We start from the raw sequence: 13,433 nt of genomic DNA on the forward strand, positions 1-13,433 counted from the left end.
TCGACGGCAAGAGTCGGGATGCGGGCGCACGCCAGCCCGCATACTCTCTGCCATGAACGAACCGCAAGCGGACCACCGCCATGAAATCCTCCGCCAGGAAAGCCGTCGAACAGGACCCGCGCTGGGCCGCCGTGCAGGCCCGGGACCCCGCCGCCGACCGGCACTTCGTCTACGCCGTGAAAACCACCGGCATCTACTGCCGTCCCAGCAGCCCCACCCGCCTGCCGCGTCCGGAGAACGTCGAGTTCTTCGACAGCGCCGCGGAGGCCGAGGCCGCCGGTTACCGTCCCAGCCGCCGCGCCGCCGCCGACATGACCAGCCTGGCGGCCCAGCACGCCGCCCTGGTGGAGGCCGCCTGCCGGCACATCGAGCGCGCCGAGGACGCCCCGGGCCTGGAAGCCCTGGCGGAGGCGGCGGGCCTCAGCGCCTCCCACTTCCACCGGGTGTTCAAGGCCGTCACCGGCCTCACCCCCAAGGCCTACGCCCGCGCCCAGCGCGCCCGCAAGGTGCGTGAACGCCTGCGCCCGGGCGCCTCGGTGACCGAAGCGATCCTCGATGCCGGCTTCAACTCCAACAGCCGCTTCTATGCCGACTCCGCCCAGGTGCTGGGCATGAAGCCCGCCGACTACCGCGCCGGCGGCGCCAACAACGAGATCCGCTTCGCCCTGGGCGAATGCTCCCTGGGGCATTTCCTGGTGGCCCAGAGCGAGATCGGCGTCTGCGCCCTGCTCCTGGGCGACGACCCTGAAGCCCTGCTGCGGGACCTGCAGGACAAGTTCCCCCAGGCCCGGCTGATAGGCGGCGACGGCGACTTCGAACGACTGGTGGCGCGCGTGGTGGGTTTTATCGAAGCCCCCAACCTCGGCCTGGACCTGCCCCTGGACGTGCGCGGCACCGCCTTCCAGGAGCGGGTCTGGCAGGCGCTGCGGGAGATTCCACCGGGCAGCACCGCCAGCTACGCGGAAATCGCCCAGCGCATCGGCTCGCCCCGCGCGGTTCGCGCCGTCGCCCAGGCCTGCGCGGCCAACAGCATCGCCGTGGCCATTCCCTGCCACCGGGTGGTCCGCAGCGACGGCGCCCTCTCCGGCTATCGCTGGGGGGTGGAGCGCAAGCGCCGGCTGCTGGACCGCGAGGCCGAGGGATGAAGCGGCCGGGTGCCGGTGGCGAACCCCAGGCCCTGGATACCGGGCTCCGGGGCCGGGTCGACAAGTTCGCGCTCCTTGGCTAGAACTCCAATCAGCCCCCGGCCTCTCGGGGACGCCTGGCAGGAAGCTCGATCGTGACGCTGCAACCCCTGGAAACCCTTCTGCTGGCCACCCTGGCCCTGCTCCTCGGCCGCCTGGTGAACCGGCTCGTCCCGTTGCTCTCGCGCTACAACATTCCCGACCCCATCACCGGCGGGCTGTTGGTTTCCATCGGCCTGGCCCTGGCCGGAGCCCTGGGCGACCTGCACCTGGAGTTCGACAACACCGCCAAACCGGTCCTGCTGCTGGCTTTCTTCTCCGCCGTGGGCCTGTCGGCGGACCTGGCCATGCTGCGGCACGGTGGCAAGCGCCTGTTGCTGTTCGTGATCGTCCTGGCGCCCTTCCTGGTGTTGCAGAACCTGCTTGGCATCCTCATCGCAAAGGGCATGGACATGCATCCGCTGATGGGGCTGGTGGGCGGAACCATCACCCTGGTGGGCGGGCATGGCACCGGAGCGGCCTATGCCGACCGCTTCGCCGAGGTGCACAACCTGCAATCCATCATGGAGCTCTCCATGACCTCCGCCACCCTGGGCCTGGTGGCGGGCGGCATCATCGGCGGTCCGGTCGCCCAGTGGCTGATCCGCCGTCACCGGCTGGAAGCGGGCGTCCAGCGCGGAACCGCGCAATCGGAGGGTGGCGCGACACAGGCCGAGCCGGTGGGTTCGGCCAACTTCCTCACGGTGCTGTCGGCGACCCTGGCCGCGCTGGTGATCGGCCAGGTCCTGGCGGGCCTGTTCAGCGACAGCCCCATCACCCTGCCCAGCTTCCTCTGGTGCCTGCTGATGGGCGTGGCGATCCGCAACCTGCTGCCCCTGGCACGGGTGCGACTCAATGACGGCGCCATCGACCTGCTGGCCTCGGTCACCCTGTCGCTGTTCCTGGTGATCACCATGATGGCGCTGAACCTCGCCCATGTGGCGACGGTGGCCGGTCCGCTGCTGCTGATACTGGTGGCGCAATCCATCCTGGCGATGGTCTACGCCGCCATGGTGGTGTTCCGCTTCACCGGTCGCGACTACGAATCGGTGGTGCTCTCGGCGGCCTTCTGCGGCTTTTCCACGGGCGCGACGGCGACCGCCATCGCCAATATGCAGGCCATCGCCCGCAAGTACGGACCGGCGCCGGAGGCCTTCATCGTCGCGCCGCTGGTGGGTGCCTTCCTCATCGACCTGCTGAACGCCCTGGTGCTGACGGGCTTCCTGTCGCTGCCGGGAATGGGAGGTTGAGCATGCTCCGTGTTCTGCTGATGGGCCTGCTGGCCCTGGCCCTGGCGGCCTGTTCCCGGGGCCCCGATCCCGCCCGCCTGGAAGCCGAGGTGCAGCAGCGCCTGGACCTGGCCTTCGGCGCCGGCAGCATCCGCCTGGCGCAACTGGATCGGCGCGGCTCGGCCAGCGACGCCAATGCCCCGGGTGACGAAGAGCGCCTGGTGGTCTATTTCGACGCCAGCCTGCGCCTGGAGCGGGACCTGGATTTCGGTTCCTGGGACTCTCCCGGGGTCGCCAGCCTGGTGAGCGCGCTGGGCGCCGGTCCCAGGGGCTTGTCCGGTATCCGCGCGGGGGGCAATCGCGCCGGCGACACACTGAAGGCCCACGGCAGCCTGATCTACCGGCGCTCCGATTCGGGCTGGACGGCCGTGGTGCCCCAGGGCTTCAAGCCCCCGCCGGCGCCGGGCAGCCTGGAGCCCGCCGCCAGCCAGCCCCGCGAACAGCTGGTGGCGGCCATCAGCACCGCGCTCAAGCTTTCGCCTGGCGGCACCGGGGTGAAGGAACGCGCCATCATCTCCGACGAGCTCGGCCGCGCCCTGGGCAATATCCAGGGCCGCCTGAGTCGGCTCCAGCAGGGCTATCCCCTCGCGGGCGGCCCGGTGTCCGGGCAGTACGCGCGGCTGGCCCAGGCCATGGCCAGCCTGCTGCGGCCCAGGGGCGTGAACCTGACGCCGCTGACCACCGAGGGCGGCCTGGACAACCTGCGCCGGCTCCGGGACGGCGATGCGGTGGCGGCCTTTTCCCAGAGCGACATGGCCCACCTGGCACTGAGCGGCAGCGGTCCCTTCCGCGACGAAGGCCCCTATGGCGGCCTGCGGGTCCTGGCCAGCCTGTATCCGGAGCCGGTGCACGTGCTGGTGCGGGGCGATGGCCCGATCGAGAACATGGCCGGGCTGAAGGGCAAGCGGGTCAACCTCGGCCTGCCCGGCTCCGCCTCGCGGGACACGGCGCTTGCGGTGCTGGCCGCCCACGGCTTGAAAACGACCGACCTGGCAGAAGTCGCCAGCCTCGACCTGCAGCTGGCCCTCACCGCCATGCGTGACGGCCAGCTGGACGCCACGCTGCAGGTCATCGGCGAACCGGCCGACAGCATTCGCGCGGCCAGCGAAGCCATGCCCCTGCGCCTGCTGCCCCTGGACGAACAGGCTATCCGCAGCCTGGAAGCCACCCGCCCGGGCACCTTCGCCAGCCGTATCGCCGTGGGCAGCTACCCCAACCAGGACCGATCGACGCCGACCCTCGCCGTCAGCGCCCTGCTGCTCGGGGACGAGCGGCTCAGCGTCGGCGAGGCGGAGCACCTGGTGCGCGAACTGTTCACTCCGGGGCTGGACTGGCTGGGCGCCGGCAGCATCCAGGGCGAACAGCTGTCCAGGGCCAACGCGCGCCGGGGCACGGCCATCCCCATGCACGAGGGCGCCCTGCAGGCGTTGCAGGCGCCCTAGTCCGCTAGCGGATGTAGTCGCTCTCCATCACATCCCCGTAAGCCCTGACGAAGGCCTTCCAGTCTTCGTCCGGCATGGGTTTGTGGTGCTGCTTGAAATACTCGAAATCGTGCCTGGACGCGCTGTGGGCGGTCATCCGGTGTTCCGCCTGGGCCAGTCCCAGCAGGGCGATGTCCACCTTGGGATCACGCCCCTCGATCACCCGCAGGAACAGGTTGTTCGGGCTGAGCCGGCCATGTTCCCACCCGGCCCGATGCAGTCGGCCCAGGGTATTGGCCAGTTGCTGGATCACCCGCTGGCGGAGTTCCACGGCGTGGGGCCGGGCGTACCAGTCCTCCAGGCTTTCGTACCCGTCCAGGGCCTCGGTCACCAGCAGGGCCTGGGACTCGCCTTCGACCTTGCGGGCGCCGCCGAACACCACCCGGGGCACGCCGATGCCGAGGCGCGCCAGGGCCTGCATCGCCTGCATCTCGTGGAGGAGCGTCGGTTGTCCCAGGGGATGGGTCAGGTCGCGGTGGAAGTGATTGACCTGGCGCTTGCTGTAGAGCAGGCGTCCGTCCGGGGTATGCAGGCGCTGGATGCCACTCTCGCCGGTCGGTGACGGGCCCTGGGGGTCGAACCATTCGCCATAGGCATCCCACCACTGGTCGAAGCTGCCCTCCAGGGCCGGATTCTGCGTACTCACAAAGTCACCTCCTGATGGGCGCGTCGCCCCAACGACCCGGGACCCGTGAAGGCTCCCCCTGAATTCACGTTAGCGCCCTTTCGCGCGCCCTGCCGGCGCGTTTCCAGGCACCTGGGGGTCGAATCCAGACAACTCCCGTCCCGGCAATGGTCCTATGGTGACGGGCCTTTCATCAGATCCTCTGGAGATGACATGTCCGACTTCATCACCGTTCTGCGCGAAACCTGCCCCACGCCGGTCGTGGATGCCACCAAGTGGAAGCGCATCGGCGGCGACCCGCACACCGTGAACCTGAACGCCTACCTCTCCAAGGACGGCAGCAAGATCATGGGTACCTGGATCTGCACCCCCGGGAAGTTCGAGGTGAACTACGAAAAGTGGGAGTACTGCCACTTCCTCGACGGCTACTGCATCATCACCCCGGAAGGCGAGGAGCCGAAGCACCTGAAGGCCGGCGACGTGTTCGTGATCGAACCCGGCATGAAGGGCACCTGGGAAGTGGTGGAGACGGTGCGCAAGTACTTCGTCTTCGCCTGAGGACGCGGGGTGGCCTCCAAACCCATCGGAGGCGCATCCCCCACACCCTTGGCAATGGGTGAAAAAGCAAAAGGCCGGGCAAATGCCCGGCCTTTTGCATTCCGCCCCGATCAGCCCTTGTAGCGCTCGGCCGCCCGGGACAGGGACAGGTTCGGCGCCATGTGGAAGCGCGCGGCGGTGAAGCGCTCCCAGTCGGTGACATCCGGCAGCGCCGGGATGGTCACCAGTTCGCCCTGGTCGAAGCCGGCCAGCGCGGCGTCCACCATTTCGTCCACGTCCATGATGATTTCCTGCGGGATGTTCTCGATGCCGGTGCCGGAGCGTTCCCAGATTTCGGTGCGCGTCGCGCCCGGCAGCACCACCTGGACTCGCACGCCCTTGTCCGCCAGTTCCTGGTTCAGCGATTGGCTGAGGTTCAGCACGAAGGCCTTGGTGCCGCTGTAGGTGCCGTTGAACAGCTCCGGCGCCAGGGCCAGGACCGAGGCGATGTTGATCAGGGTGCCGCGCCCCTGGGCGGAGAAGTTGGCGGCCGCCGCGGCGGCCAGGTGGGTCACGGCGATCACGTTCAGCTGGATCATGGCGTCGAAGCGGTCGAGGTCGGTGTCCGCCAGGGTGCCGTTGATGGCCACGCCGGCGTTGTTCACCAGCACGCTGATGGCGGCATCGGAGCGCAGGCGCTGGGCCACCCGGTTCAGGTCGGCCCGCTCGGTCAGGTCGGCCCTCAGCACCTCCACCTGCACGCCCGTCTCTTCACGCAGTTGCGCCGCCAGGGCGTCCAGGCGTGCCTGGTCACGGGCAACCAGCAAGAGGTCATGGCCCCGCTTGGCCAGGCGCTTGGCATAGGTGGCGCCGATGCCGCTGGACGCGCCGGTGATCAGGGCTACGCCTTTGTGCTTCTGCTCGCTCATGGGTCTTTCTCCGGGTGGGTCGATGTGGGGACGAAGTTAAATTACACGCATAATATTACACGCACAATATCAATCTACCTCCGTTGGTCGACAGCACCCCGACACCCCACACCGCGACGAACAAAAAAAACGGCGCGCGGGCAGCACCCCGAGCGCCGTGAAGACTGCCTATGCAGCTGTGGTGAACGAAGCGCCGGCCCTGAACCGGCGTTTCGCGGCGGGACGTCAGAGACGCCCCAGCTCCTCTGCGGTGCGGTCCACCGCCTTTTTCGTCTTGGCGACCAGTTCGTCGATCTCGCTGCGGTTCGCCACCAGGGCTGGGGCCATGATCATGCGGCCCAGGGTGGAGCGGATGATCACGCCCTCCTCAAAGCCGATGGTGCGGCAGCGCCAGGCGATGTCGTTCTCGTTGGCGAAGCGCTTGCGGCTGACCTTGTCCTCGGCCAGTTGCAGGGCGGCGACCATGCCGACGCCCTGGATATCGCCCACCAGCGGGTGGTTGCCGAAGACTTCCCGCAGGCATTGCTGCAGGTAGGGACCGGTGTCCGCCTTGACCTGGGCGACCACGCCTTCATCGCGCAGCGCCTTGAGGTTGGCGATGGCCACCGCCGCCGCCACCGGGTGCCCGGAGTAGGTCAGACCGTGGGCGAAGACGCCCCCCTGCTCCACCAGCACTTCGGCCATGCGCTTGCTGAGGATCAGGCCGCCCATGGGGATATAGCCGCTGGTCAGGCCCTTGGCGATGGACAGGGTGTCCGGCTCGAAGCCGAAGTGCTGGTGGGCGAACCACTCGCCGGTACGGCCGAAGCCGCCGATCACCTCGTCCGCGCACAGCAGCACGTCGTACTTGCGGCAGATGCGCTGGATTTCCGGCCAGTAGGACTCCGGCGGGAAGATCATGCCGCCGGCGCCCTGGAACGGCTCGGCGACGAAGGCCGCGACCTTGTCGGCGCCCAGTTCGAGGATCTTCTCCTCCAGCTGGCGGGCCGCGCGCAGGCCGAACTCCTCAGGGGTCAGGTCGCCGCCCTGGGCGAACCAGTAGGGTTCGTCGATGTGGGCGATGTCCGGCAGCATGCCGCCCATTTCGTGCATGAACTTCATCCCGCCCAGGGCGGTGGCGCCCAGGGTGGAGCCGTGGTAGCCGTTCCAGCGGCCGATCATGACGCGCTTCTCGGGCTTGCCGAGGATCTGCCAGTAGCGGCGCACGGTGCGGATCAGCACCTCGTTGGCCTCGGAGCCGGAGTTGGTGTAGACCGCGTGGCTGTAGTGGCCCGGCAGCAGGCTGAAAAGCAGCTCGGACAGTTCGATCACCGCCGGGTGGGTGGTGTGGAAGAACATGTTGTAGTACGGCAGCTGCTCCAGCTGGCGGGTGGCGGCGGCGGTCAGGTCCTTGCGGCCGTAGCCCAGGTTGGTGCACCACAGGCCGGACATGCCGTCCAGGTAACGCTTGCCGTCGTTGTCCCAGAGGTGGAGGCGTTCGCCGCCCACGATCACGCGGGGGCCTTCGGCGTTCAGCGCCTTCTGGTCCAGGAAGGCGTGGATGTGGTGGGCCGCATCGGAAGCCTGGTAGTCACGGGTTTCACGTTGGGCCTGGATTGGGGCGTTCATCTCTGCTTCTCCTATGTCCCCCTGCGGGGGTGTTACAGGTTCTTTCGTGTATGGGAGCGGGTCACTCGACCCGCTCCAGGGGTTCGGGGCGGAACAGGTCCTTGCGCATCACCAGCTTGATCCAGACCACCGCGATCAGCGAGACCAGGCCGAGGACGATGCCGGCGCTGCCGAAGATCTGCGCGGTCATGTCCGGGCTCGGCGAGGCGTACCAGATGGCATAGAGCATGCCGGCGATGCCGAACAGCTGGGGCAGCGGGTAGAACGGGGTACGGAACGGACGGGCGATGGCCGGGTAGCGGCGGCGCAGGGCGATCACGTCCAGGTGGACGATGATGTAGGCCAGCAGCCAGGCCAGCGCGGCGGCCAGCAGCAGCAGGTTGATGGAGGCGGCGTCCTGGCCCATCACCAGGATCGGCAGGCCGGTGATGGCGGCGACGAACAGCACCGCCACCCAGGGCGTGCGGGCACGGGGGCTGAGCCGCTTGAACTGCGGGAAGGCCTGGCCGTTCTGCGCCATGCCGTAGAGCATGCGCGGGATGGCCGCCAGGGAGGTGTTGAGGGTGCTGCAGGTGGCGGTGACGGCGGCGATCACGAGGAACACTTCGCCGGTCTTGCCGAACACCGTGGTGGCGAACAGGTAATGGGGCAGCGCATCGGTGGTCAGGGCCTCGGCGGGCAGCAGGAAGAGCGCTCCCAGGCAATACAGGCCGATGGTGATGAAGATGACCGTGAGGCCGATGATCATCGAGCGCGGGATGTTGCGTTCGGGGCGCTTGGTCTCCTCCACCAGCGGGCAGACGAACTCGGCACCGACGAAGCCCCAGACGGCCAGCGCGGTGAGGGTCAGCACGCCCGCGCCCATGGGGTTCCAGTCACCGCCGAGCACCGTGCTCGCGGTCTCGGTCGGGGCGCCTTCGACGATGGCGGTGACGCCCAGCACCAGCAGGACGATGACCATCACCACGGCCAGTGCGGTCTGCAGCCTGGCGAAGATGTCGATGCCCATGAGGTTGAGCAGGGTGAACAGGCCAAGCACACCGAAGGCCACGCTGAAGGGCGGGAAGACGCCCGGGTAGACCTTGCCGATGATCAGGTCCAGCAGCAGCAACTCGGCCGAGAGGGCGAACATGGCCACCACCACGTAGCCGGAGAAGGTGGCGAGGATCGCCGGGAAATGCCCCAGGGCCACCTCGGTGTAGCTGGACAGGCCGCCGGCACGGGGGATCATCAGCGCCAGCTCGGAGAAGGAAAATGCGTAGCTCAGGGCCAGCAACCAGGCCAGGCCCAGCGGGATGATGAAGCCCAGGCCGGAGAAACCGACGCCCTGCAGCATGATCACCATCACGCCCTGGGACACCACCAGGCCGATGGCGACCGCCAGCAGCGCACCCAGGCCCAGCACCCGGCGGAAACCGCCGGACTCCACCTGCCCTTGGGCGGGAACGGACACACTTGCACTCATGACTCTCTCCACTCTCTTGTACTTGTTATGGACCCGCCGGCCGCGCGTGGTCGGCGGGTGGGGTCGGTGACGAGGCGTCGACCACCCATCTTGTCACCGGTTGAGGCGGCCGTTCAGCGGGCCGCCCAGGCGTTGAATCGTTCTTCCAGCTCCTCGCCGTGGTTGACCCAGAACTCCGCGCTCACCAGTTGCGCCTCGGCCAGGTTGGCCGGCGCGGTGGGCAGTTGCGCCTGGGTGGCGGCCGGCAGCTGGGCCAGCGCGTCCTTGTGCACCGGGCCGTAGGGAATCTGGCTGGAGAAGGCCTTCTGGTGCTCCGCCTGGCTGGCGAAGGTGATGAAGCGCTCGGCCAGGGCCTTGTTCGGGCTGCCGCGGACGATGGCCCAGTGATCCGGGTCGTAGAGGTTGCCGTTCCAGACGATGGCGAGCTTCGAGCCTTCCTTCTGGGCGGCGGCGATACGGCCGTTGTAGGCGGCGGACATCACCACGTCGCCGGCCACCAGCCACTGGGGCGGCTGGGCGCCGGCTTCCCACCACTGGATATGGGGCTTGATCTCATCCAGCTTGAGGAAGGCCCGCGCCACGCCTTCCGGGGTCTCCAGCTCGCGGTAGAGGTCCTCGCGCCGAACCCCGTCGGCCAGCAGCGCCGCTTCCAGGGTGTACTTGGCGCCTTTGCGCAGGCCGCGCTTGCCGGGGAAACGCTGGAGGTCCCAGAAGTCGGCCCAGGAGGCCGGCGCGGCGGACAGCTTGCCGGCGTCGTAGGCCAGGACCATTGACCAGACGTAGCTGGCCACGCCGCACTCGCTGACGGTTCCCGGCATGAAGTCGTCCGACTTGCCCAGCAACGCCGGGTCGATGCGCTCGAACAATCCTTCCTCGCAGCCCCGCAGCAGTTCGGGGCTCTCCACTTCCACCACGTCCCAGGTGACCTGGCCGATATCCACCATGGCCTTCACCTTGGACAGCTCGCCGTTGTACTCGCCGGCCACCACCTTGCCGGCACCGCTCTGCTCGAAGGGTTTGAAATAGGCCGTGTCCTGGGCCGCCTTGGTGGCGCCGCCAAAGGAAATCACGGTGAGGCTGGAGGATTGGGCCAGGGCCGGAAGACCGGCCGCGGACAACAGGGCGACGCCGAGTGCGGCACGGATGCACGGGAAGCGCGTAAGCATGGAAACTCCCTCACTACTTTTTGGGTTGTGGTCAGTTGCTGAGGCAGTCATGGCCAGGAAGCCGTGAATCCGCGCGGGCTACCGCGCGGGTGGACCGTCGTTGTTGTTCTGGGCGGCCGCTCTCGCGGCCGGGTCGTCGTCGCGACCAGCGGAACTCAGCGCAGCTGGAACCAGGTGGTTTTCAACTGGCTGTACTTGTCGAAGGAATGCAGCGAGAGGTCGCGGCCGAAACCGGACTGCTTGCCGCCGCCGAATGGCACGGTGACGTCCAGGGCATCCACCGTGTTCACCGACACCGTGCCCACCTTCAGCGCCCGGGCGACACGGTGGGCGCGATTCAGGTCATCGCTCCACACCGAGGCCGCGAGGCCGTAGACGCTGTCGTTGGCGAGCTGCACCGCCTCCTCCTCGGTGTCGAAGGTGCCGATGGCCAGCACCGGGCCGAACACCTCTTCCCGGGCGAGGGCGACGTCGCGATTCAGGTCGGTGAACACCGTCGGCTCGATGAAGTTGCTGGAGCCGTTGAAGGTCAGCTGGCGACCGCCGGCCAGGAGGCGGGCGCCCTGCCCCTGGGCCTGTTCGATGAAGCCCATGATGTTGCGGGTCTGGCCGGCGTCGACGATGGCGCCGGCGCGGCTGGCCGGGTCCAGTGGATCGCCGGGCATCCAGTCGCGGGCCTTGGCCAGCAGCCGTTCGATGAATTCGTCCTGGATGGAGCGCTGCACAAAGAGCCGGGAGTTGGCCGAGCAGACCTCCCCCTGGTTGAAGAAGATGCCGAAGGCGGCCTTCTCGGCGGCCAGGTCCAGGTCACGGCAGTCGTCGAATACCAGGTTGGCGCTCTTGCCGCCACACTCCAGCCAGACCTGCTTGAGGTTGGACTGCGCCGAGTAGCCCATGAAGTACTTGCCCACCTGGGTGGAGCCGGTGAACACCAGGCAATCCACGTCGCTGTGCAGGCCGAGGGCTTTGCCGGCGTGTTCGCCCAGGCCCGGAACCACGTTCAGCACGCCTTCCGGCAACCCGGCTTCCAGGGCCAGCTCGGCCAGGCGCAGGGCCGAGAACGGCGACTGCTCGGCGGGCTTGAGCACCACGCTGTTGCCGGCGGCCAGGGCCGGGGCCAGCTTCCAGGCGGCCATGTCGAGGGGGAAGTTCCAGGGCACCACGGCGGCGACCACGCCCAGGGCCTCGCGGGTGATGGTGGCCAGGGCGTTGGGCGCAGTGGGCGCCACCTGGTCGTAGAGCTTGTCCAGCGCCTCGCCGTACCAGGCGAAGACGTGGGCGGCACCGGGGACGTCGATGTTCCAGGCATCCATCACCGGCTTGCCCATGTTCAGCGAGTCCAGCAGGGCCAGCTCCTCGCGATTGGCCATCATCAGTTCGGCCAGGCGCAGCAGCACCTTCTTGCGCTCCACCGGCGCCATGCGCGCCCAGGGGCCCTGCTCGAAGGCACGGCGCGCAGTGCGCACCGCCAGGTCCACTTCGGCCTCGCCACAGGCGGCGACGCGGGCCAGCAGCTGGTTGGTGGCGGGGTTGATGGCATCTAAGGTGGCGCCGGACGCGGCGGCGACCTGGCGGCCGCCAATCAGAGCCTTGTCGATGAAGCCTTGCCGGGCAGCCTTCTGCTGCCAATAGCCGAGATCGAACACGCTGCACTCCCACTCGACCGTCTGTGCGGTCTGGTTGTTATTCGGGTCGAGGCAGATGGTGCGACAGAGTCCGGCGGAGGAAAATTATTAAAAATATGCTCGAGTCATATGAAAAAGCTCGGCAGCCCGAGGGGGCCTGACAGGGCCGCCTGGGGTAAGGTTTCACCCAGCGTGACCATAAGAACAGGCCGTCGGCGCGCACCGGCGGCCAGCCGAAAGAGAGGTGCCCGTGGCGACCTATACCTTGCGACAACTCCGCTATTTCGTGACCACCGTGGAAGCCGGCAGCGTGGCTGAAGCGTCACGCAAGCTGTACATCGCCCAGCCCTCCATCTCCACCGCCATCAAGGGCCTGGAGGAGAGCTTCGGTGTCCAGTTGTTCATCCGCCACCATGCCCAGGGCGTGTCGCTGACCCCCAGCGGCACGCGCTTCTACCAGAAGGCCCTGGAACTGCTGCGGGTGGCCCGGGAGTTCGAGCAGAACGCCCTGGCGGACAACGACATCGTCGCCGGGCAGATCGACATCGGCTGCTTCGAGACGGTCGCCCCGCTCTACCTGCCCCGACTCATCGCCGGCTTTCGCGAGCGCTACCCGGGCGTCGACATCCGCATCCGCGACGGCGAGCAGCAGGAGCTGGTGCAGGGCCTCACCGCCGGCACCTTCGACCTGGCTTTCCTCTACGACCACGACCTGGACAGCACCATCGCCACCGAACCGCTGATGCCGCCGCAGAAGCCCTACGCCCTGCTGCCGGAGAACCACCGCTTCGCCGGCCAGGCCCAGGTCTCCCTGCGCGACCTCTGCCTGGAGCCCATGATCCTGCTGGATGTGCAGCCGAGCCGGACCTACTTCGTCAGCCTGTTCCACGAGCTGGGCCTGACGCCCAACATCATCTTCAGCTCGCCGTCCATCGAGATGGTGCGCGGCATGGTGGGACAGGGCTTCGGCTTCTCCCTGCTGGTCACCCGTCCCCATTCCGAATGCACCTACGACGGCAAGAAGGTGGTGACGGTGAACATCGCCGAGCCAGTGGCCACCTCCGGCCTGGTGGCCGCCCGCCTCAAGCGCGGCCAGCTGACCAAGCCGGCACAGCTGTTCGTGGACTTCTGCCGGGAGGAACTGGCGCAGAAGGCGGAAGACGCCTCCTAGGCCCATGAATCAGTGCGCACAGCCCGCAGGGTGCGCCGTGCCGCTGCCGGTTGCCAGCGTCATCAGCGCCGCTGTTCGCCGCCCTTTCCGACCGCCTCCAGCCTGGCCACGGCCATCCTGATCGCCACCGGCAGCCCTTTCGGCGTGGCGGCCTACGGCGCAGCGGCGCTCGCGCTGGTGGCGCTGTGTTCGTACCGGCTCGAGGAGACGGCGCATCTGGACATGAAGGAGATCGATGCCGAGTCCCGCAATCCGGTCGCTGCGGGGACGATACAGGCGGCGTGACCGCTCAGCCGATCCTGCCCACGAACAAA

General features: G+C 68.1%; 12 protein-coding genes. 6 read left to right on the top strand and 6 right to left on the bottom strand.

The annotated features are described in order from the left end of the window. Window positions 1-80: 80 nt before the first annotated feature. The 3 genes from ada (at window position 81) to KF707C_RS19730 (ending at window position 3,954) form a co-directional block, all read left to right on the top strand. Window positions 81-1,145, top strand: coding sequence for a bifunctional DNA-binding transcriptional regulator/O6-methylguanine-DNA methyltransferase Ada (gene ada, locus KF707C_RS19720; protein ID WP_003458356.1), 1,065 nt, complete (start codon window positions 81-83; stop codon window positions 1,143-1,145). Window positions 1,146-1,279: 134 nt separating this feature from the next. Beyond that, complete coding sequence (gene gltS, locus KF707C_RS19725) at window positions 1,280-2,473, top strand: sodium/glutamate symporter (RefSeq protein ID WP_003458358.1); 1,194 nt, start codon at window positions 1,280-1,282, stop codon at window positions 2,471-2,473. A 2-nt stretch (window positions 2,474-2,475) separates the two neighbouring features. Then, entirely contained in the window at window positions 2,476-3,954 is a 1,479-nt protein-coding gene (locus tag KF707C_RS19730) for a TAXI family TRAP transporter solute-binding subunit (RefSeq protein WP_036994766.1), read from the top strand. Window positions 3,955-3,958: 4 nt separating this feature from the next. Here KF707C_RS19730 and KF707C_RS19735 read toward each other — a convergent pair whose 3' ends face one another. Further along, entirely contained in the window at window positions 3,959-4,639 is a 681-nt protein-coding gene (locus KF707C_RS19735) for a lipopolysaccharide kinase InaA family protein (RefSeq protein ID WP_003458369.1), read from the bottom strand. A gap of 192 nt (window positions 4,640-4,831) precedes the next feature. Between KF707C_RS19735 and KF707C_RS19740 the strand changes: the two genes are divergently transcribed. Then, a complete protein-coding gene (locus KF707C_RS19740) occupies window positions 4,832-5,176 on the top strand; it encodes a cupin domain-containing protein (RefSeq protein WP_003458371.1) in 345 nt (114 codons plus the stop codon). 110 nt (window positions 5,177-5,286) lie between these two features. Here KF707C_RS19740 and KF707C_RS19745 read toward each other — a convergent pair whose 3' ends face one another. The 5 genes from KF707C_RS19745 to KF707C_RS19765 form a co-directional block, all read right to left on the bottom strand. Further along, window positions 5,287-6,084: an SDR family NAD(P)-dependent oxidoreductase gene (locus tag KF707C_RS19745; RefSeq protein ID WP_003458382.1), complete on the bottom strand. Its 798-nt coding sequence runs from the start codon at window positions 6,082-6,084 to the stop codon at window positions 5,287-5,289. Between the two features lie 225 nt (window positions 6,085-6,309). After that, window positions 6,310-7,692 carry an aspartate aminotransferase family protein gene (locus KF707C_RS19750; RefSeq protein WP_003458385.1) on the bottom strand — a complete coding sequence of 461 codons (1,383 nt, stop codon included), beginning with the start codon at window positions 7,690-7,692 and terminating at the stop codon, window positions 6,310-6,312. 61 nt (window positions 7,693-7,753) lie between these two features. Further along, window positions 7,754-9,157 (bottom strand): APC family permease, encoded by a 1,404-nt coding sequence (locus KF707C_RS19755; RefSeq protein ID WP_003458386.1) that lies wholly within the window; start codon window positions 9,155-9,157, stop codon window positions 7,754-7,756. Between the two features lie 113 nt (window positions 9,158-9,270). Next, window positions 9,271-10,323: an ABC transporter substrate-binding protein gene (locus tag KF707C_RS19760; RefSeq protein WP_003458387.1), complete on the bottom strand. Its 1,053-nt coding sequence runs from the start codon at window positions 10,321-10,323 to the stop codon at window positions 9,271-9,273. Between the two features lie 155 nt (window positions 10,324-10,478). Then, on the bottom strand, window positions 10,479-11,969 hold the full coding sequence (locus KF707C_RS19765; RefSeq protein ID WP_003458388.1) for an aldehyde dehydrogenase: 1,491 nt from the start codon (window positions 11,967-11,969) through the stop codon (window positions 10,479-10,481). Window positions 11,970-12,198: 229 nt separating this feature from the next. Between KF707C_RS19765 and KF707C_RS19770 the strand changes: the two genes are divergently transcribed. Both KF707C_RS19770 and KF707C_RS19775 read left to right on the top strand, forming a co-directional pair. After that, window positions 12,199-13,119: a LysR family transcriptional regulator gene (locus tag KF707C_RS19770; protein WP_003458390.1), complete on the top strand. Its 921-nt coding sequence runs from the start codon at window positions 12,199-12,201 to the stop codon at window positions 13,117-13,119. A gap of 30 nt (window positions 13,120-13,149) precedes the next feature. Next, window positions 13,150-13,404 (top strand): hypothetical protein, encoded by a 255-nt coding sequence (locus KF707C_RS19775; protein ID WP_036994770.1) that lies wholly within the window; start codon window positions 13,150-13,152, stop codon window positions 13,402-13,404. Window positions 13,405-13,433: the final 29 nt, after the last annotated feature.

Origin of the sequence: Pseudomonas furukawaii, assembly GCF_002355475.1 — a bacterium.
Classification (GTDB): domain Bacteria; phylum Pseudomonadota; class Gammaproteobacteria; order Pseudomonadales; family Pseudomonadaceae; genus Metapseudomonas; species Metapseudomonas furukawaii.